The sequence below is a fragment of the Rhodoferax sp. GW821-FHT02C08 genome, from assembly GCF_059421805.1.
In genome coordinates, this window is record NZ_JBWKVR010000012.1 from 94,978 (window position 1) to 113,639 (window position 18,662).

Below are 18,662 nucleotides of genomic sequence, written 5' to 3' on the forward strand. Positions count from 1 at the left end.
TGTTCAAAGTCTTTTTTTGGGCCTCCCAAAAGACTTTGAACTCGCTCTAAGATGCCGTATGCATACGTCTCCCGTCCCCACCAGCATCGCCCAAGACCGCCTGCGCACTCTGCCCAAGGCCGAGGTACATGCCCACCTGGAGGGCTGTTTCGAGCCCGCCTTGCTGGCAAGTTGGGCACAGCAGGCGGGTGTAACGCTGCCACGGCCGGTAGATCAGCTATTTGCCTTCCAGGGCCTGGGCGACTTTCTGCACTTTCTGGACTGGGCCTGCGGGCTGGCCGACACGCCCGAGCGCCTAGCCCAATTGGCCTATGCCTACAGCCAGCGCTTGGCCGACAACGGCGCGGGCTATGCCGACCTGATCGTCAACCCCAGCCACTGGAAGGCCTGGCATGGCCGGCTGCCAGCCATGCTGGACGCCATAGACGCCGGGCTGAGCGCCGCCGAGCAGGACGGTCTGCCGCCGGTGAATCTGTGCATCAGCCTGCTGCGCACCCAGTCGGCCAACGCGGCGGTGCAGTTGGTGGAGCAGTTGGTAGCGCTGCGCCATCCGCGCGTGGTGGCCCTGTCCATAGACGGCAACGAAGCCGCGGCCGGCCGCACCGGCCCACGCTTTGCCGAAGCCTTCCAGCGCGCCGGGGCCGCCGGCCTGCGGCGCACCGTGCATGCGGGTGAATCCAGTGGAGCCGAGGGCGTGCGCGACGCCATCTTGCTGCTGGGCGCGGACCGTATCGACCACGGCGTGCGCGCCATTGAAGACCCCTCCGTGGTGGCCCTGCTGGTGGATCGGCAGATACCGCTGGGCATCTGCCCCAGCTCGAATCTGCTGCTGGGCGTTTACCCCTCGCTGGCCGAGCACCCGGTAGACCGGCTATACCGAGCCGGCGTACGCGTCTCACTGAACACCGACGACCCCTCGCTGCTGGGCGCCAGCCTGGTGGGTGAATACCAGCGCTGCCAGGCCGCGTTTGGCTGGACCGACGCCGACCTGCGCACCATTGCCCGCACCTCCATCGAAGCCAGCTTTGCCCCGCCAGCCACGCGCCAGCAGCTTTTCCAGGCGCTGGCCGCCTGGTAGTTGCTATGTATTCAATAGCTGATTGCGCAGTTAATACGTACGCCACAGCCCTTTTTTCATAAAAACGGGAAATCCCGACTCCAGACTGCCCGCAAACCGCCGATAACCAGGAACCGCGTTCTACGCCCCGCCAGGAGACCCGCACCATGGGAATTGCCAACACCACGGCCGTGCAGTCGGCCACCGCCGCCGCACAAGCCCCCGCGTCCGACAGCCTGAACATCCGCGTGCTGAAAAAAGCCCTGGACCAACAGGAAAGCAACGCGCAGACATTGTTAGACGCCCTGCCCCAGCCCGCACCCGCACCGACACTGGCCACCTCAGGCAGCCTGGGCACCCAGCTCAACACCTACGCCTGAGTTTCAGGATAAAAACCGGCGCTAGCGCAGATAGATCCTGCGCTGGCAGCTATAGATTTAGCAGCATGCCGTGGGCCCAGGGACCGGAGGCGGTCACAATGCAGCTTTCCCCCACGAGATACCGCCATGTTGTTTGAAGCCTTTGCCTTTCTCCATTTAGTGGCCGCCATCGTCTGGATGGGTGGCATGACCTTCATGCTGTTCGCCCTGCGCCCCGCCGCCCTGGTCGCCATGGAGGCCCAGCCGCGCGCCCGGCTGATGGTGCAGGTGATGCAGCGCTTCTTCCGCCTGGTACTGGGCGCCATCGTGCTTCTGCTGTCCACTGGCGGCCATATGTATGGCAGCAGCATGAAGGCCGCCCGCGCCGCCGGTGCGGGTCTGCCCCTGGGCTGGAGCCTGATGGCCGGCCTGGGCCTGCTGATGGTGCTGGTGTTTGGCCATATCTACTTTGCCGGCTTTGCCAAGTTCAAGCGCGCTGTAGCCGCCGCCGAATGGCCCACCGCCGCGCGCGCCGCCGGCCAAATCCACAACCTGGTGGTGCTGAACTTTGTGCTGGGCTGGCTGGCGATTGCGGCGGTGAAGTTCATCCACTAGGAACGAAACAGGCCTCTAGCGCAAGGCGGACTCAAATCTGAAGTGCAACACCTTATTCAACTAAGGTGCAGAAATGACAAAACCCCGCCAGTACCAGCAACTGCAGCCAGACGAACGCATCGCGCTGGCGCAGTACCGAGAGCAAGGCTTTAGCATCCGCGCCATTGCCCGCATGCTGCACCGTTCGCCCTCTACCGTCAGCCGCGAGATTGAGCGCAATGCACCTGTGGCCGCTTACAGTGGCACCTTTGCCCAGCAGCGCTGCACCCGCAGGCGCAAGCGCTCGCGTCCAGCACCTAAACTTGTCCACACTGGGGCTTTGTTTGTTCAGGTCTGCTCACTCCTCAAACGCAAATGGTCTCCTGAACAGATATCCCTTTACCTGGCCCGTCAATTCCCTCTGGAGGGGACGCAACGCGTGTCCTCTGAAACCATCTACAACGCCATCTACGCCTAGCCCCGAGGCGAGCTGCGCAAAGAGCTGATTGCCTGCTTGCGCTATGCGCGCTCCAAGCGCATGCCACGCACCCGAGGCACGCAGCGGCGGGCCCGCATCGCGGACATGCTCAGCATCCATGTGCGCCCGCCGGAGGTGAACGACCGGCTCTTTCCCGGCCACTGGGAAGGGGACTTGATCAAGGGCCAGGCCAATGCCAGTGCCGTGGGCACGCTGGTGGAGCGTTCCTCGCGTTTGCTGATTCTGGTGCACCTGCCCCACCCCAAGCCCGGCTGTGCGGCCAACGTGTTGCAGGCTTTTACAGACAAGCTGCGCTCCATTGCCCAGCCTATGCGCCACAGCATGACCTATGACCAGGGCAGCGAGATGGCCCGCCACAAGGAGCTGAGCGCCAATACCGGTATTGCGGTGTACTTCTGCGATCCCCACAGCCCTTGGCAACGCGGTACCAACGAGAACACCAATGGCCTGGTGCGCCAGTATCTGCCCAAGGGCATGGATCTGTCTGAAGTGACCCAGGAGCAACTCGATGCGATTGCCGACGAGATCAACAACCGTCCGCGTAAGACCTTGAATGCGCATTCGCCTATCGAGGTCTATCGCGACTTCTTGCTCAAACACCATCCCCAGCACGCTACTATCCAATGACCCTCGTGTTGCACTTGGGATTGAATCCGCCCAATATCTACCTACGCAAGAAGCTACATATTTCATAGCAAAAGCCTTCCACTAAAACCCGCCTCTATGGCGGGTTTTTCATGCGCCCAAACCAGACGACTGGTCTACTTGATCCACAATCCAACCCATGCTTGCCGACGCCTCCCCCACCCGTAACCAGATCCTCGACTGCGGAGAACGCCTGATCTCCAGCAAGGGATTCGTGGGCGTGGGCCTGGCCGAGATACTGGCCAGCGCGGGCGTGCCCAAGGGCTCGTTCTACCATTACTTCAGCTCCAAGGAACGCTTTGGCGAGGTGCTGCTGGCGCGCTATATCGAGCGCTATCTGCAGCAGCTGGACGCGTTGCTGCGACCCGACGGCACGCCGGCACGTGCCCGGCTGATGCGCTACTGGTCGTACTGGAACGTCACGCAATGCGGCGTGGGCGACAGCACAGAGCCTGCGTCCAGCCCCAAATGCCTGATCGTCAAGCTCAGCGCCGAAGTGGCCGACATCTCTGAGCCCATGCGTAAGACCCTGCGCGAAGGCACCGACGGCGTACAAAAACGCCTGGCCCTGTGCCTGGAAGAAGCCCGGCTGGACGGCTCCGTGCCCGCCAGCCTGGACGCCCCCAGCACCGCCGAAACCCTGTACGCGCTATGGCTGGGCGCCAGCCTCCTGTCCAAGCTGCGCCGCGACGGCAGCGCGTTTGACCAAGCCACCCGCAGCACCGAACTGCTGCTGGGCCCACGCACCGCCTGAGCCATGCATGTCCATCATTTTTTTCGCCGACCCAACTAGCCGACCGGTCTATTTAAAACCATTCGTTCTACAAACAAGGAACCCCCATGCTGAACTTTGACTTCCACAACCCCACCCACATCGTCTTTGGCAAGGACCGCATTGCCGACCTCGCCAAGCTGGTGCCCGCCAGCGCCAAGGTGCTGATCCTGGTCGGCGGCGCCAGCGCCGAAAAAACCGGCACCCTGGCCGAAGTGCGCCAGGCCCTGGGCACGCGCCAGCACAGCACGTTTGCCGGCATCGAGCCCAACCCCAGCTTTGATACCGCCCTGCAGGCCGTGGCCCGCATCCGGGCCGAGGGCTTCGACTTCCTGCTGGCCGTGGGCGGCGGCTCGGTAATTGACGCCACCAAGTTCATCGCCGCTGCGGCCCTGTTCGAAGGCGATGCCTGGGACATCCTGCTGCAGCGCGGCCGCAACATCGGCCAGGCCCTGCCCTTTGGCGCGGTGCTGACCCTGCCCGCCACCGGCTCGGAGATGAACAACGGCGGCGTCATCACCCGGCGCGACGTCGGTGCCAAGCTGCCCTTCCGCAGCGCCAAGGTGTTCCCGCTGTTCTCGGTGCTGGACCCGACCAAGACCTACACCTTGCCGCCCCAGCAACTGGCCAATGGCGTGGTCGACGCCTTCGTCCACACCGTGGAGCAGTACCTGACCTACCCGGTCAACGCGCCGGTGCAAGACCGGTTTGCCGAAGGCCTGCTGCAGACCCTGGTGGAGATCGGCCCGCGCCTGCTGGCAGCACCCACACCGGTGTACGACGACCGCGCCAGCCTGATGTGGGCCGCCACCCTGGCACTCAACGGACTCATCGGCGCCGGCGTGCCGCAAGACTGGGCCACCCACATGGTGGGCCACGAGCTGACCGCCCTGCACAACATCGACCACGCCCGCACCCTGGCCATCGTGCTGCCTGCCATGCTGGAAGAGCGCCGCGTGCAAAAGCGCGACAAGCTGCTGCAGTATGGCGAGCGCGTTTGGGGCATACACACCGGCACGGACGATGAACGCATCACCGCCGCCATCGCCCAGACCCGCAACTTCTTCGAGCGCATGGGCATCGCCACCCGCCTGAGCGGCTACGGCCTGGGCGCGGACGCCATCGATACCGTGGTGCAGCAGCTGCAGGACCACGGCATGACCCAGCTCAGCGAACACGGTGACATCACGCCCGCCATCAGCCGCCGTATCCTGGAAGCCGCACTGTAACCCCCACCCGGAGAACCCAGAACATGAACCAAACCACCACTGCCAACCGCCAAATCCAGCTGGCATCCCGCCCACACGGCGCGCCCACCGCCGCCAACTTCCACCTGGCCAGCGGCCCCGTACCCGTGGCCGGCCCGGGCCAGGTGCTGCTGCGCACGGTCTACCTGTCGCTGGACCCGTATATGCGCGGCCGCATGAGCGATGCGCCCAGCTATGCCGCACCGGTGGCCGTAGGTGCCACCATGGTCGGCGCCACCGTCTGCCGCGTGCAAACCAGCCAACACCCCGGCTTTGCCGAGGGCGACTGGGTGCTGGCCTATACCGGCTGGCAGGATTACGCCGTGTCCGACGGCAAGGGCCTGACCAAGCTGGACCCGAAACTGGCACCGCCCTCCTACGCCCTGGGCATCCTAGGCATGCCCGGTTTTACCGCCTACATGGGCCTGCTGGACATTGGCCAGCCCCAGCCCGGTGAAACAGTGGTGGTGGCCGCCGCCACCGGCCCGGTAGGCGCCACCGTGGGCCAGATCGCCAAGCTCAAGGGCTGCCGCGTAGTGGGAATCGCCGGCGGCGCAGAAAAATGCCGCTGGGCCGTGGAAGAACTGGGCTTTGACGCCTGCATAGACCACCACAGCCCCGACCTGGCCGCCCAACTAGCCGCGGCCTGCCCCCAGGGCATCGACGTGTACTTCGAGAACGTGGGCGGCAAGGTGTTCGACGCCGTGCTGCCGCTGCTGAACAACAAGGCCCGCGTGCCGCTGTGCGGCCTGATCGCCCAGTACAACGCCACCGAGCTGCCCAGCGGCCCGGACCGCAGCAGCCGCCTGATGCGCACGGTGCTGACCAAGCGCATCCGCATGCAGGGCTTCATCATCTTCGACGACTACGGCCACCGCTACCCCGAGTTCGCCAAGGACATGGGCCCCTGGCTGGCTGCCGGCAAGGTCAAGTTCAAGGAGCACGTCGTGGACGGCCTGGAAAACGCCCCCGATGCCTTCATAGGCCTGCTGGAAGGCAAGAACTTCGGCAAGCTGGTCATCCGCGTGGCCAACGACTAACTCCACCCCACCAATACAAGGAAACAAGATGAGCAAAATTCTGATGGTGCTGACCTCGCACGACCAACTCGGCAACACTGGCCGCAAGACCGGCTTCTGGCTGGAAGAATTCGCTGCGCCCTACTACGTCTTCAAGGACGCGGGCGTGGACGTCACCCTGGTCTCACCCCTGGGCGGCCAGCCCCCGCTGGACCCCAAGAGCGACGACCCCAGCGCGCAGACCCCGGCCACCGAACGCTTCAAGGCCGATGCCGCCGCCCAGGCCGTGCTGGCCAGCACCCACAAACTCGCCAGCCTATCGGCCGCCGACTATGACGCGGTGTTCTACCCCGGTGGCCACGGCCCGCTGTGGGACCTGGCCGAAGACGCCACATCCATCGCCCTGATCGAGGCCATGCTGGCCGCCGGCAAGCCGGTGGCGACGGTATGCCACGCGCCCGGCGTACTGCGCCACCCCAAGAATGCCGACGGTACATCGGTGGTCGCGGGCAAGGCTGTCACCGGCTTTACCAACACCGAAGAAGCCGCCGTAGGCCTGACCGAGGTCGTGCCGTTTCTGGTGGAAGACATGCTGCAAGCCCGAGGCGGCAGCTACTCCAAAGTGGCCGACTGGCAGCCCTATGTGGTGGCCGACGGCCTGCTGATTACGGGCCAAAACCCGGCCTCGTCCGAGCCCGTGGCCAAAGCCCTGTTAAAACACCTGGCTTAGCCTGCGCACAAGCGGGCGGTTTGCGTGGCGTCGATACAATGAGTTACGCATAGCGGGCCCGAGGCGGGTAGAACAGGTATGAACCTTTTTACCCAGCGCCGGTCCGATACAGCGTATGAACCTCAAGCCATCGACAAGGGAGATCTGCAGTTGAGCGACGATTTTGACGAACTGTTTGACAGCCCCGCATCGACGCCAGCAGCCCCAGCCACGCCTCTCCAGGTCACTGCGCCCACGGCCGCGCCAGCCGCCACTCCAGCAGCGGCACCGGTACCCGTCAAGGCCCCGTTTCTGGACCCACCCACGCTGTGGATGCCCTTGCTCAAGCCGGGCACCGAGGTGCGCTTTCAAGACAAGCCCTACACCGTGGGCCACGTCCTCATCAGCAAGGGCGATCTGTTCGTCAACCTGCGGGAAGTAGAAGGCGCGATATCGGCTGAAAAGGTCCGCGTCAGGCTCACGCAGATCAACCTCAACCTGCCGTCCAAGTCCGGCAACACACGTTAGCGCGCGGCCACCCGGTAGCGTCCATGGTCCATCCAAAACGCTACGTATTTAATAGCGCCATGCGCACGTTCAACCTGCGCTGGAAGCCTTTTTCGCTTAAATCCCCCTGGCCGCTGCTGCGTACCCGCAACGCCGCACCCGCACGCGCCCCTGGTCAACGTTGGCAGTTGCAGGTAGATTGCGGGCATATTTGCCTGCCCTGTGACCCCGCCCGCCAGCACCACACCGCTGGCCTCCCAACGCCCACGGCCTATGCACCCCTTGGATGACCTGCTAACTGCGGCCCTGGCAGACAGCACCGCGCCAGCGGCGACCGACCCGCACGCCGCCCTGGCCCTGCTGCGTGCCATGCTGGACGCATCGCCAGACGGCGCAACCGCCATCGGCCCACAGGGTGAACTGGTGGCTTTCAACCCCTGTTTCGTGCAGATCTGGTCCATCCCGCCGGACATGCTGCAGCGGCTCAACCCGGTCGAGCTGCGGCAACATTGCTGGCAACAGATCCGTTCGCCAAAGGCAGAACCTGAGGACCTGCATGCGTACTGGGGCACACCCGGCCAGCCTGAAGAGTTCGAGCTGCACGACGGCCGCATCCTGGAGCGCTATGTGTCCACCCCACTCACTGCCGCCGGCCAGCAGGTGGTGATCGTGTACTGGCGCGACATCACGGCGCGCAGGCGTACCGAGTTGCAGCTGCAAGAGACGCAGATCTTCATGGGCAACCTGCTGGACTTTGCGCCGGTATCCATCTACGTCACCGGTCGCGATCAGCACCTGCAGCTGGTCAACCGCCAGTGGGAATACGACACTGCCACCCCGCGTGCCGACGCCGTGGGCCGGCGCATGGAAGAGGTCTTCCCCGTCACCCTGGCGCAGCAATACGCGATGGAAAACCAGCAGGTGCTGGACAGCGGCCAGCAACGGGTCAACGAAGGCTGGGCCGAAACGCCAAACGGCCGGCGTTGCTACTACACCATCAAATTTCCGCTACAGAACCGCCAGGGCCAGTTGGATGCGGTGGGCGGCATCTCCATCGACATCACCGACCGCAAGGACGCCGAGGCCCAGGCCAAGCACCTGGCCTTCTCCGACCAGCTGACCAGCCTGCCCAACCGGCGCCTGCTGCTGGACCGCCTGGACAAGGCCATGGCTGCCTGCCTGCGCCACGCCCGCCATGGCGCCCTGCTGTTCATCGACCTGGACAACTTCAAGACCCTGAACGACAGCTACGGCCACGAAATGGGCGACCAGCTACTGCAGCAGGTGGCCCAGCGGCTGATAGATTGCGTGCGCGATAGCGACACCGTGGCCCGCCTGGGCGGCGACGAATTCGTGGTCATGCTAGCCGACCTGGACGCGCAGCCCCCCCTGGCCACCCAGCAGGCGCGGTCGGCCGGCGAGAAAATCCTGGCCACCCTCAACCAGGCCTACCTGCTGGGCAGCACCCGCTACCACGTCACGCCCAGCCTGGGCATCACCCTGTTCGGCCCCCAGCCCGAGGGGCTGGAGGAGCCGCTCAAACGCGCCGACATGGCCATGTACCAGGCCAAGGCGGCGGGCCGCAACACCCTGTGCTTCTTCGACCCGCAAATGCAGGCCGTGGTGCATGCGCGCTCGGCACTGGAGATGGGCTTGCGCGAAGCCTTGGCGCAGAGCGAATTCCAGCTGTACTACCAGCCGCAGATGCTGGGCTCGCTGCAGGTCACCGGCGCCGAGGCCCTGGTGCGCTGGCTGCACCCGCAGCGTGGCATGGTGTCGCCGGCCGAATTCATCCCGCTGGCGGAGGAGTCCGGCCTGATACTGCCGCTGGGCCTGTGGGTGCTGCACGCGGCTTGTGCGCAATTGGCGCAGTGGGCCGTCATTCCAGAGTTGGCCGCGCTGACGCTGTCGGTCAACGTCAGCCCACGGCAGTTTCGCCAGCCCGATTTTGTGGACCAGGTGCTCAGCGTGCTGCGCCACACTGGCGCCAACCCGCAGCGCCTGAAGCTGGAGCTGACCGAGAGCCTGCTGGTGGCCTCTATCACCGAGGTCGGCGCCAAGATGAATGCGCTGAAAAGCGTGGGCGTGGGCTTCTCGCTGGACGACTTCGGCACCGGGTATTCGTCGCTGTCCCACCTCAAGCTGCTGCCGCTGGAGCAAATCAAGATCGACCAAAGCTTCGTCAAAGACCTGCTGACCGACCCGAACGACGCGGCCATCGCCTGTATGGTGATCAACCTCGCGCACAGCCTGGGCGTGGACGTGATCGCCGAAGGGGTAGAGACCGAGGCCCAGCGCGACTTCCTGGCCCGCCACGGCTGCCACGCCTACCAGGGCTATCTGTTCAGCCGCCCGTTGCCGCTGCCGGAGTTCGAGGCCTGGGTACGCAAAACGCTACACAATTAATAGCTGCTGCCGCCGGTAGCATCTGCGCGAGAGCCACTATTTCCTTAAATTTTCAGTTGTTCATTTGAGCGGCACGGCCACGCCCAGCATGGGCCCCAGCGGCGCGCCTAGCCCGCCTTCCAGTGGAAACAGCTCGGAGATGGAGCCGTCGAGGTACAGCGCGTCCTGGCAGCCCAGGCTGTCGCGCAGCATGTTGGCAAAATCGTAGAAGTTGATGGGGTAGCGGCTCTTGGCCAGCACCACCTCTTGTGGCGTGCGGGTGCACACGGCGTTGCGCACCAAGCGGTTGTCCGATCCGGGGGTAAACAGCGGGTTGATCTGCCGGTTCTGCAACAGCAGCGGCCCCGACTGCGTGGCGAAGCGCACACTGGGCGCCAGCTGGTCCCAAACAGTGGCCAGAGCATCGGTTTCCCAGATGGTGGCGCTTTGCTCGGTCAACACCAAGGCACCGTTGGGCTGCAGGTAGAAGTTGCCATAGCCGTCCTTGCGGGTGCTCAGGCGGCGCAAGACCTGGCGGTCCTCCACATACAGCCCGATGGGCCGCAGGTCCTTGCCGTAGATGCCGGCATTGCTACCGCACAGCAGCCGCTCGCTACGGGTACGCAGCCAGCCGTCCACCTGCGGCAGGCCGGCAAGAGCCTGGCCATCGGGCCCGCGCCAGAAGGTACGCAAGGCATCGCCTGGCAAATGGATCTTGCACACATCCAGCACCAGCGCGCCCTTGCCCACATTGGCTAACTCGGCCGCCTGCAAACCGACGGCGCAAACACTCCACCATAGTCCCAGGCCCCAGGCCAGGGAACGCTTCAACACACGATCAAACATCCGCCCTTTTTACCTGCTTTCACCGCCATTCCGACGCGGGCCGCGCTTCTTTACCTGGCATTGTTCTGGGGGCGGTCATGACCCTGCCATGCCGCAATGGTTAAATACCGCGTCACGCTCTCCACCAACGCCACGGAACACGTACCGATGCACTCTGCACCCCATGCCTTGCAGCACGCCCACCAGCAACTCGCCGCAGCCCGTCAAAAGACCGCACTGCTGCGCAACATCGACCCCTATCTGATCGACCTGTCGCTGCGCGAGAACCCGGTGGGCTCGCGCGTGGGCCAGACCCTGCGCGACAAGCTAGCCATCCTGCCCAAGCTGCGCGAGTTCGGCTTCAAGAACATCCACCTGGGCACGCTGGACTATTCCATGCCCGAAGACCTGGAGGTGGACGACGATTTCATGGTCTACCTGCGCGACCACGCCATCGACACCACCGGCTGCTTTGCCTTCACCGCGCTGGGCCTGGAGACACCGGACGGCGTCTTCACCCCCGCCCCGTCGATGCTCAAGCTCAGGGACTACGGCGTGCCCAACACCCTGCACGAAATCTACCTCAGCCCGGCCGGCATGCAGTCCGCCGGCTACGACCTGGCCACGCTGGAGCGCAGCCTGCCGGCAAGCATCCAGTGGCTGATGCAGAACATCCGCGGCGACCATGGCGGGCCACCGCGCATCCTGATCAACATCGTGGACGGCTGCGACGCCCTGGCCGAAGACCCGGACGCCACCTTCTCCATCCTGCAGCTGCTGGCCCAGCAACCCATAGAAGGCGTAAGCATCGAGGACGACCGCGGCACCTATATGCCGTTCCAGGTTGGCGCCTATGTGGCGGCCGCGCGTAGCTTCTTGCCGCCACCGCTGAAACTCGTGGTGCACATGCACGCCGGCGGTGGCTTTGAAAACGCATCCGTGCTGGAAGCCCTGCTGAACGGTGCCGACGGCGCCTGGGGCGGCCTGCCCAAGCGCGCCGCCGTCATCGGCCACGCCTCGCTGGGCGAGCTGATCGCCAACCTGGTGCGGGTGGGCAATCCGCATATGCAGCAATACCAGCTGGACCAGCTGCTGCCCATGGCGACCAAGCTACAGGTGCTGGACGACGAGGAACGCGTGCAGGACGACATCCCCATCCTGGGCCACAACGCCTACCGCCTGCCGCTGAGCTTCTTCCGCCAGGTACCCGACCGCTTCATGGACCTGCCGCCCGAAGCCATTGGCGGCCAGTACCGTTACCGCATCTGCCCGGTGGTCAGCGACACGGCGGTCATCGCGGGGCGGCTGGCCGAAGTCACCGGTGAACCGGCCGACCATTTCACCGACGAGGTACTGAAGCAGATGATCCGCCTCATGCGCCAGGACCTGCGCGAAGGCCTGCGCATCGCCTACGACGAACCCGGCAATTTGTTGAATCTGTACGCAAGAGCATTAAGCTCCTGACCTTTATCCGCCCACCGCCCGCACACACGCCATGCAAATCGATCCCAACGTTTACAAGACCCTGCTGGAATCCACCAAGGCCATTCCCTGGCGCATCGACTGGAAGACGCTGACCTTCTCCTACATCGGCCCGCAGATTGAAGAACTGCTGGGTTGGTCACCCGAGAGCTGGGTGGGCGCCCAGGACTGGGCCGACCGCATACACCCCGAGGACCGCGAGGCCACCTTCAACTTCTGCGTCGGCCAGTCGCAGGCCGGCATAGACCACGAGGCCGACTACCGAGCCCTGACCAAGGACGGCGGCTATGTGTGGATACGCGACGTGGTGCACGTGGTGCGCAAGGACGGCGAAGTCGAGGCCCTGGTCGGCTTTATGTTCGACATCAGCGAACGCAAGAAGACCGAAGAGAAGTTGATCGCACTACAAAAGGAATTCGAAGTACTGTCCTTCAAGGACGGCCTGACCGGCATCGCCAACCGCCGCCGCTTCGACGCCATCATGGACATCGAGTGGAGCAACGCCCGGCGCAACTGCCAGCCGCTGTCGCTCATCATGCTCGACATCGACTACTTCAAGCAATACAACGACCAGTACGGCCACCTCAAGGGTGACGACACGCTCAAGCGCGTTGCCGAAACCCTGGCCGCAGCCGCTACCCGCGCACGCGACTTCGTGGGCCGCTACGGCGGCGAAGAGTTCGTGCTGGTGCTGCCCGAGACCGACGCCACGGCCGCGCTGAAAATCGCCGAACGCTGCCGCAGCATGATCGCCCAGCTGCAAATCTCCCACGAGGGCTCGCAAGTCAGCCCCTACCTGAGCATCAGCATCGGTGTGGGCACCGTGCTGCCGGGCGTGGACAGTGTGCTGGCCGACTTCATCGACAGCGTGGACAAAACCCTGTACCAGGCCAAGCAACTAGGGCGGAACCGGGTGGAATGCATGCCGGCCACTGCGGTCAGCCTGCCCGCGCAGCGGTGAAGCCCATCAAACTCAGCCCTTGATTTCTTGGCCGCATGCCTCCGGTCAGAAGTGGTCGGAAGGCCATGGTGTAGCGGCCGTAGTCAACACGAAGGAGGCACTCAAGTTCGGCTCTCACCTGAAGTCGTGACCGAAGCCTAGTCGCCGCCTTTTATGGCTGCACCAGCCATTTTTCTCCCCTGAAACCCACCGTCTTTTAGCCCCCATTTCTCGCTCAGAAGGGCACGCAAGTTCAATATTTCTGAGTTCTCGGAAAGTTCAGGAGCCAAACTGAAAAACGAGCTTCGCTCATTCGGTGAACGGAATGCAATACGCAGCGATTCTCCACCACTGATTGAAACCAACTCCAATAGGTTCGTCGTATTTCGACTTCCCACCAAGATGGACCGAATGGCTCCAAAATGGTCTAGCTTGAAAGTGGCCGTCCTAACCTCGCCAAGAAACCCGCTCTTGTGGAGAATCACCGTCCCGTCCGTTTGGACCTCAATCTCTTCCTTGCTTTGAAGCCAAAACCATCTGAAAAGCAGAGCCGAAATTACAAATATTATTAGACCCAGAGATTCCGCAAAGGTGCTCCACCCATGTTGAAGAACAAACATGCCATAGAAAAACAAAGCAGAAAAAAATCCAAATATAGCAACTCGACCCCTACCATCCCTCCGTCGATAAAACCTCAGGTTCATAGAGTTTCCTATTGAGCAGTCACGTTATTGTGCGTTGCGCACAATTTTTCGCAGACAGTTATGACTGACACAGTTGAGCAAGATGACGACCTGCTTCGGAGCAATGGAAAAGAACTCTTCGGGCCCGACGTAGCCGCCCCGCCAAACTTTATTTATTCCCATCAAAGCGGCCGCTTCAAGTAGGGTTGAGCTTTACCCCATGGAATGGTTAGCATGATGCCTCTGCAACCTCTGACGGCCTCAGAGAAATCGTTACTCACCACAGCAAGCCCATCAAACTTTGGCATCAGCTCAAAGCTGAACCGATATTCCGGCTTTGGTGGGTGCCAGTCAGCCTTTCTGGCAACCATCACCCCTTCCTCGTCGCCTGCCGAGATAGCAGGCAGACTTTCTATCCAATCTTCAACACAAGAGTTATCAACTTGATAAGAAATTAGGAATGGATTCAACTTACTTTTGGTATCGAATTTGCTAGCCTCTTTTAGGATCAGTGACTCGATAACCCGTTGGCTTTTTAACCATTTCTCTGGAATCCTGGCCTCGTTGTAGTTATCTAGGTAACGATCTAGCGTTTTATCTGACAAATGCTGGAAAAGAACTGTTCTCGCATCAACAGGCTCACTCGTTCGCAAGTCAAACACTTGAAAAGAATAACCAAATAGACCATGAGCACCACCGTAGTAACCGCCGCCCCCTCCACCCCAGACCAACCAACGAAGGGATTGAAACTGAACCTCGTTGCTGTCCTCTTCACTTCCATCTAAAGAAATATTTTCAAGTCGTGCTGCGGCTTCAGCAACTAGGCGTGATTTCATTCTTTTGTTGAAACGCTCCATTACCTCGTTGGAGTAACCTGAAATCAGTTGAGGGACTTTGGCTTGTGACCGCGTGTCAGTCAAAACCCCGGCAGTCACAGAGTTTTTCTTCGGGAATCGCACCAGTTTTGTCGCTCCAGTTCCAAGCAACTGACTCCAGGCATGCTCTGCATCTAATTGAACTGCCGTCAATTGCACCTCTACAACTGTGGTGTTTTTTGCCCCCTTCCACTTTGCTGTGAGCGAGGTCTGTCCTTCGTTCGTACTTCCGGCTGACAACAGCCAATAGCCAGTAGGCTTTGCACAATCGATGTTGTGGAAATCCGCTTTGCATTCTGCCAACCACCCGTCTTCGGTTTTGATCAACGGAATGATTCGTCCTATTGCTCGGTAAAAATATTTAGCCCGTTGCGCTTCCCCGTAAAGGTCCTGTTGGCTCTTCATCTCATTCTCGGAGAGAAACTGAAACACGATTTCTTTCTGTGCTAATTTTCCAATGAGCGTTGGTAGGGGTGTTTCGACTGCAGCTCTTGCAGTGCCAAAGGCCGCAGCCAGTGACAAGAAAAAAATACCAACGCCACAAATCGAAAACTTCATAGCTCCCCCTGCTGTTTTAAAGTAATCCTAAACGAACAGGCAGTGAAAGCAACTTCACGTAGAGCGTTGGTGTACACCGCCAACACACTCATGGACCTACCAAGCCCAAGATGACACCAATCGCGCGGTTTTCCGTCAATCAGGAGGCGCCGATCGGGAAGCTGCGCCACCACATCATCCCCCCATCATCGACACGCGCTGCATACCGGCAACCGCACCATGGCCGTAGGCTATGCCATGCGCCAGGGCAACACCGTGGTGTATGACACCTACCTGATGGAATAAGCCAGCGCCAATCCGCTCTTGAATTCAGAGCACATCACGCAGGCACATACTGCGCCGATCGCTCTTTTTCCATAAATTTTCCAGAGCGGGCGCGGGTGTCAGCAGCAGCTGCTCTACCAGGGGCAACAAGGCCGTGGTGTCGGGGTTGACCAGCAGCAGCAGGCGCGGCTCGCGCAGCGGAGTGCCCTGCTCCACCACCTCGTCGAGTCGGCCCACCCAGTCCAGGCTGCTCAAGGTGTTCAGCACGGGCTCCAGGTGCAACGTGTCCACCTGCAAGGCCTGGCCCAGTTGGGCCATGGTCAGGCCTTTTTCACCTCGGGACTGGGCGCGGTACAGCTGCTGCAGAGCCTCGATGGCCAGCAAAAAATGCCAGCCATGGGTGGTCGCTCGGCGGGCCACACCCTGCAGCAGACTGGGCAGGTAGGCAGTAATCACAGCCCCCAGCAGCACGATCACCCAGGCCAGGTAGATCCAGATCAGCATGATGGGTAAGGTGGCAAACGCGCCGTACACCACAGAATAGGTGGGCACAAAGGCCAGGTACAGGGTCAGCAGACGCTTGGCCACCTCGATGCCCAGAGACACAAAGATGCCGCCCACCCAGGCGTGGCCCCATTTAACGCGGGTGTTCGGCACAAAGCGGTACAGCGCCGCCATGCCGGCGGCCAGCAGGCCCATCTGCAACAGGCTGAACAAAAAGCGCACGCCACCGGGCAGGTTGTCGGCCAGGTCGCGCGAGGCCGACAGTACATAGGAAGTCAACGCCAGGCTGGCGCCTAACAGCAGCGGCCCCAGGGTGATGGCGGCCCAGTAGATCAGCACCCGCTGGCCCAGTGGCCGGGCGCGACGCACGCGCCAGATAGCGTTCAGCGTGCGGTCTATGGTCAGTATCAAGGCCAGGGCGGTGAACAGCACCGCCGCCAGACCTACGCTACCCAGCTTGCTGGCCTTGCTGGCGAACTGGGTCATATAGCCGAGCACCTGGCGCGCAATGCTGTCCGGGATCAAGCTTTGCACCAGCCAGCGCTGCAGCACGCTTTGCACCGTGCCGAACATGGGAAAGGCGGTAAAGATGGCCAGCGCCACGGTAAAGAATGGCACCAGGGCCAGCGAGGTGGTGAAGGTCAGGCTGCTGGCCGTCAGGCCCAGGCGGTCCTCACGGAAGCGCTCACGCAAGGTATGGGCGGTGGTTTTCCAGGGGAATTGCGACAGATCTTTGAGAAACTGGTCAAAACGCTGGGACAGGCGAACAAGGCGCGGGATCAAGCGGGGGGCTAGGCGGGAAATAAGGCGGGTAGGCATGGCCGCTATGATGCCATCGCTATGCCTACGAACATCCAATCTGTGCAATGGAGCCGCGCCGTCGCGGTAAGTAGCCTGCTGGGCCTGATTGTGCTCAGCCTGGCATGGGAGCTGGTGCTGGCGCCGCTACGCCCGGGCAGCGTGGTGCTGGCCCTGAAAGCCCTGCCCCTGTGCGTGCCGCTGATCGGCCTGCTGAAAAACCGCATGTACACCTACCGCTGGGTCAGCCTGATGGTATGGCTGTACTTCACCGAAGGCGTGGTGCGCGCCTACAGCGACGCCGCACCCAGCCGCTGGTACGCGCTGGCCGAGGCACTGCTGTGCGTCTGTCTGTTTGCCGCCTGCGCGCTGCACGTACGCCTGCGCTTCAAACATGCCAAGGCCGCGGTCCCGGCAACTTAATTTTTCACTTCCTATGCAAAACCTGCTTGAAAGCCTGCGCCAGGCCGTTGGCGCGCAATATGTACTGACCGAAGGCGACCTCAGCGCCTATGAGAACGACTGGCGCAAGCGCAGCCGCGGCAAGTCGCTGGCCGTGGTACGCCCGGGCAGCACGGCCGAGGTGGCTGCCGTGGTCAAGGCCTGCGCGGCCGCTGGTGTCAGCATCGTGCCCCAAGGCGGCAATACCGGCCTGGTGGTCGGCAGCACGCCCGACACCTCGGGCAAGCAAGTGGTACTGAGCCTACAGCGCATGCACGCGGTGCGCGCCATCGACGGCGCCAACCTGACCATGACGGTAGAGGCCGGCTGCATTCTGCAAAGCCTGCAGGAGGCGGCAGACAAAGCCGGCTTCCTCTTCCCGCTGAGCCTGGCCGCCGAGGGCAGCTGCACCATAGGCGGCAACCTGGCAACCAACGCTGGCGGCACCCAGGTGCTGCGCTACGGCAATGCGCGCGAGCTGTGCCTGGGCCTGGAAGTGGTCACCGCCCAGGGCGAAATATGGGACGGCCTGAGCGGCCTGCGCAAGGACAACACCGGCTACGACCTGCGTAACTTGTTTGTCGGCAGCGAAGGCACGCTGGGCATCATTACCGCCGCCACCATGAAGCTGTATCCCCAGCCCGCCGCCCAGCTCACCGCCTGGGCCGCCGTGCCCAGTCTGGACGCGGCCGTCACGCTGCTGGGCCTGGCGCACCAGCACCTGGGTGCGGGCCTGACCGGCTTTGAGGTGATGGGCCAGTTCGCCCTGAGCCTGGTGGCCAAACACTACCCACAGCAACGCGTGCCGCTGTACCTGGACACGCCCGCCGCCGCGCAGGGCCGCCCCAAGCCAGGCGCAGCCCCCTCGGGGGGCAGCGAACCACACGAAGTGGGGAGCGTGGGGGTACCCTACTGCGTGCTGCTGGAGAACTCGGACAACGAGTCCGAAACCCATGCGCGCACCCAGTTTGAGAGCCTGCTGGAACTGGCGCTGGAGCAAGGCTGCGTGACCGACGCCGTGGTGGCCGAGAACCTGGCCCAAGCCCATGCGCTGTGGCATGTGCGCGAAAGCATCTCCATGGCCCAGGCCGAGGAAGGGCTGAACATCAAGCACGACATCTCCATCCCGGTGTCGCGCATCCCCGAGTTCGTACGCAGCACCGACCTGCTGCTGCAAGAGCGCATACCGGGTGTACGCCTGGTCAACTTCGGCCACCTGGGCGACGGCAATCTGCACTACAACGTGCAGGCCCCGGCCGAGGGTGACCCGGCCCAGTTCCTGCGCGAAAAGGAAGGCGAGGTCAACACCATCGTCTTTGACGCGGTGGTCACGCACGGCGGCTCAATCTCGGCCGAGCATGGCGTGGGCAGCCTGAAGGTGGGCCACCTGGAGCACTACAAATCGCCGGTGGCGCTGCAGCTGATGCGCGGCATCAAACAGGCGCTGGACCCGCAGAACCTCATGAACCCGGGCCGGGTGGTGGTCCCGTAAGGTCTTG

The 18,662-nt window shown here is 62.7% G+C and carries 18 protein-coding genes and 1 pseudogene; 15 read left to right on the forward strand and 4 right to left on the reverse strand.

Going from position 1 to position 18,662, the window contains the following annotated elements; all coding sequences use genetic code 11:
- Nucleotides 1-58 precede the first annotated feature (58 nt).
- The 11 genes and pseudogenes from add (at nucleotide 59) to AC07VY_RS15905 (ending at nucleotide 9,814) form a co-directional block, all read left to right on the forward strand.
- A complete protein-coding gene (add, locus tag AC07VY_RS15855) occupies nucleotides 59-1,078 on the forward strand; it encodes an adenosine deaminase (RefSeq protein ID WP_495098255.1) in 1,020 nt (339 codons plus the stop codon).
- Nucleotides 1,079-1,224: 146 nt separating this feature from the next.
- Entirely contained in the window at nucleotides 1,225-1,437 is a 213-nt protein-coding gene (locus AC07VY_RS15860) for a YjfB family protein (protein WP_495098254.1), read from the forward strand.
- 126 nt (nucleotides 1,438-1,563) lie between these two features.
- Nucleotides 1,564-2,031, forward strand: a complete 468-nt coding sequence (locus AC07VY_RS15865; RefSeq protein WP_495098253.1) for a CopD family protein — start codon at nucleotides 1,564-1,566, stop codon at nucleotides 2,029-2,031.
- A gap of 73 nt (nucleotides 2,032-2,104) precedes the next feature.
- Nucleotides 2,105-3,136: pseudogene (locus tag AC07VY_RS15870) on the forward strand (IS30 family transposase).
- A 157-nt stretch (nucleotides 3,137-3,293) separates the two neighbouring features.
- Nucleotides 3,294-3,908 carry a TetR/AcrR family transcriptional regulator gene (locus AC07VY_RS15875; protein WP_495098252.1) on the forward strand — a complete coding sequence of 205 codons (615 nt, stop codon included), beginning with the start codon at nucleotides 3,294-3,296 and terminating at the stop codon, nucleotides 3,906-3,908.
- 86 nt (nucleotides 3,909-3,994) lie between these two features.
- A complete protein-coding gene (locus AC07VY_RS15880; protein WP_495098251.1) occupies nucleotides 3,995-5,155 on the forward strand; it encodes an iron-containing alcohol dehydrogenase in 1,161 nt (386 codons plus the stop codon).
- A gap of 23 nt (nucleotides 5,156-5,178) precedes the next feature.
- A complete protein-coding gene (gene curA, locus AC07VY_RS15885; RefSeq protein WP_495098250.1) occupies nucleotides 5,179-6,213 on the forward strand; it encodes an NADPH-dependent curcumin/dihydrocurcumin reductase in 1,035 nt (344 codons plus the stop codon).
- Nucleotides 6,214-6,241: 28 nt separating this feature from the next.
- Nucleotides 6,242-6,922, forward strand: a complete 681-nt coding sequence (locus AC07VY_RS15890) for a type 1 glutamine amidotransferase domain-containing protein (RefSeq protein WP_495098249.1) — start codon at nucleotides 6,242-6,244, stop codon at nucleotides 6,920-6,922.
- Nucleotides 6,923-7,000: 78 nt separating this feature from the next.
- Nucleotides 7,001-7,429, forward strand: a complete 429-nt coding sequence (locus tag AC07VY_RS15895) for a hypothetical protein (protein WP_495098248.1) — start codon at nucleotides 7,001-7,003, stop codon at nucleotides 7,427-7,429.
- A 59-nt stretch (nucleotides 7,430-7,488) separates the two neighbouring features.
- Complete coding sequence (locus AC07VY_RS15900) at nucleotides 7,489-7,698, forward strand: hypothetical protein (protein WP_495098247.1); 210 nt, start codon at nucleotides 7,489-7,491, stop codon at nucleotides 7,696-7,698.
- On the forward strand, nucleotides 7,682-9,814 hold the full coding sequence (locus tag AC07VY_RS15905) for a putative bifunctional diguanylate cyclase/phosphodiesterase (protein WP_495098246.1): 2,133 nt from the start codon (nucleotides 7,682-7,684) through the stop codon (nucleotides 9,812-9,814). Before AC07VY_RS15900 ends, AC07VY_RS15905 begins: the two co-directional genes overlap by 17 nt.
- 60 nt (nucleotides 9,815-9,874) lie before the next feature.
- Here the strand turns inward: AC07VY_RS15905 and AC07VY_RS15910 are convergent, their stop codons facing one another.
- The gene (locus AC07VY_RS15910) at nucleotides 9,875-10,627 is read right to left on the reverse strand and encodes a phosphodiester glycosidase family protein (RefSeq protein WP_495098245.1); all 753 of its coding nucleotides are present in this window, start codon (nucleotides 10,625-10,627) and stop codon (nucleotides 9,875-9,877) included.
- Between the two features lie 159 nt (nucleotides 10,628-10,786).
- Between AC07VY_RS15910 and AC07VY_RS15915 the strand changes: the two genes are divergently transcribed.
- Together AC07VY_RS15915 and AC07VY_RS15920 are read left to right on the forward strand one after the other, a co-directional pair.
- Nucleotides 10,787-12,082, forward strand: a complete 1,296-nt coding sequence (locus AC07VY_RS15915; RefSeq protein WP_495098244.1) for a beta/alpha barrel domain-containing protein — start codon at nucleotides 10,787-10,789, stop codon at nucleotides 12,080-12,082.
- A 31-nt stretch (nucleotides 12,083-12,113) separates the two neighbouring features.
- Nucleotides 12,114-13,061 carry a sensor domain-containing diguanylate cyclase gene (locus AC07VY_RS15920; protein ID WP_495098243.1) on the forward strand — a complete coding sequence of 316 codons (948 nt, stop codon included), beginning with the start codon at nucleotides 12,114-12,116 and terminating at the stop codon, nucleotides 13,059-13,061.
- A 137-nt stretch (nucleotides 13,062-13,198) separates the two neighbouring features.
- On the opposite strand, the gene AC07VY_RS15925 is transcribed toward AC07VY_RS15920, so the two are convergent.
- The 3 genes from AC07VY_RS15925 to AC07VY_RS15935 form a co-directional block, all read right to left on the reverse strand.
- Nucleotides 13,199-13,744, reverse strand: coding sequence for a hypothetical protein (locus tag AC07VY_RS15925; RefSeq protein ID WP_495098242.1), 546 nt, complete (start codon nucleotides 13,742-13,744; stop codon nucleotides 13,199-13,201).
- A gap of 161 nt (nucleotides 13,745-13,905) precedes the next feature.
- Entirely contained in the window at nucleotides 13,906-15,156 is a 1,251-nt protein-coding gene (locus tag AC07VY_RS15930) for a hypothetical protein (RefSeq protein ID WP_495098241.1), read from the reverse strand.
- A 309-nt stretch (nucleotides 15,157-15,465) separates the two neighbouring features.
- Nucleotides 15,466-16,743, reverse strand: a complete 1,278-nt coding sequence (locus AC07VY_RS15935) for a YihY family inner membrane protein (protein WP_495098240.1) — start codon at nucleotides 16,741-16,743, stop codon at nucleotides 15,466-15,468.
- A 21-nt stretch (nucleotides 16,744-16,764) separates the two neighbouring features.
- On the opposite strand from AC07VY_RS15935, the gene AC07VY_RS15940 reads away from it, so the two are divergent.
- The gene (locus AC07VY_RS15940) at nucleotides 16,765-17,145 is read left to right on the forward strand and encodes a DUF2069 domain-containing protein (RefSeq protein ID WP_495077143.1); all 381 of its coding nucleotides are present in this window, start codon (nucleotides 16,765-16,767) and stop codon (nucleotides 17,143-17,145) included.
- 13 nt (nucleotides 17,146-17,158) lie between these two features.
- On the forward strand, nucleotides 17,159-18,655 hold the full coding sequence (locus tag AC07VY_RS15945; RefSeq protein WP_495098239.1) for an FAD-binding oxidoreductase: 1,497 nt from the start codon (nucleotides 17,159-17,161) through the stop codon (nucleotides 18,653-18,655).
- Nucleotides 18,656-18,662 lie beyond the last annotated feature (7 nt).

Coding starts and splice junctions, on each gene's coding strand:
- add (WP_495098255.1), top strand. CDS start 59: ATGCATACGTCTCCCGTCCCCACCAGCATCGCCCAAGACCGCCTGCGC.
- AC07VY_RS15860 (WP_495098254.1), top strand. CDS start 1,225: ATGGGAATTGCCAACACCACGGCCGTGCAGTCGGCCACCGCCGCCGCA.
- AC07VY_RS15865 (WP_495098253.1), top strand. CDS start 1,564: ATGTTGTTTGAAGCCTTTGCCTTTCTCCATTTAGTGGCCGCCATCGTC.
- AC07VY_RS15875 (WP_495098252.1), top strand. CDS start 3,294: ATGCTTGCCGACGCCTCCCCCACCCGTAACCAGATCCTCGACTGCGGA.
- AC07VY_RS15880 (WP_495098251.1), top strand. CDS start 3,995: ATGCTGAACTTTGACTTCCACAACCCCACCCACATCGTCTTTGGCAAG.
- curA (WP_495098250.1), top strand. CDS start 5,179: ATGAACCAAACCACCACTGCCAACCGCCAAATCCAGCTGGCATCCCGC.
- AC07VY_RS15890 (WP_495098249.1), top strand. CDS start 6,242: ATGAGCAAAATTCTGATGGTGCTGACCTCGCACGACCAACTCGGCAAC.
- AC07VY_RS15895 (WP_495098248.1), top strand. CDS start 7,001: ATGAACCTTTTTACCCAGCGCCGGTCCGATACAGCGTATGAACCTCAA.
- AC07VY_RS15900 (WP_495098247.1), top strand. CDS start 7,489: ATGCGCACGTTCAACCTGCGCTGGAAGCCTTTTTCGCTTAAATCCCCC.
- AC07VY_RS15905 (WP_495098246.1), top strand. CDS start 7,682: ATGCACCCCTTGGATGACCTGCTAACTGCGGCCCTGGCAGACAGCACC.
- AC07VY_RS15915 (WP_495098244.1), top strand. CDS start 10,787: ATGCACTCTGCACCCCATGCCTTGCAGCACGCCCACCAGCAACTCGCC.
- AC07VY_RS15920 (WP_495098243.1), top strand. CDS start 12,114: ATGCAAATCGATCCCAACGTTTACAAGACCCTGCTGGAATCCACCAAG.
- AC07VY_RS15925 (WP_495098242.1), bottom strand. CDS start 13,744: ATGAACCTGAGGTTTTATCGACGGAGGGATGGTAGGGGTCGAGTTGCT.
- AC07VY_RS15930 (WP_495098241.1), bottom strand. CDS start 15,156: ATGAAGTTTTCGATTTGTGGCGTTGGTATTTTTTTCTTGTCACTGGCT.
- AC07VY_RS15935 (WP_495098240.1), bottom strand. CDS start 16,743: ATGCCTACCCGCCTTATTTCCCGCCTAGCCCCCCGCTTGATCCCGCGC.
- AC07VY_RS15940 (WP_495077143.1), top strand. CDS start 16,765: ATGCCTACGAACATCCAATCTGTGCAATGGAGCCGCGCCGTCGCGGTA.
- AC07VY_RS15945 (WP_495098239.1), top strand. CDS start 17,159: ATGCAAAACCTGCTTGAAAGCCTGCGCCAGGCCGTTGGCGCGCAATAT.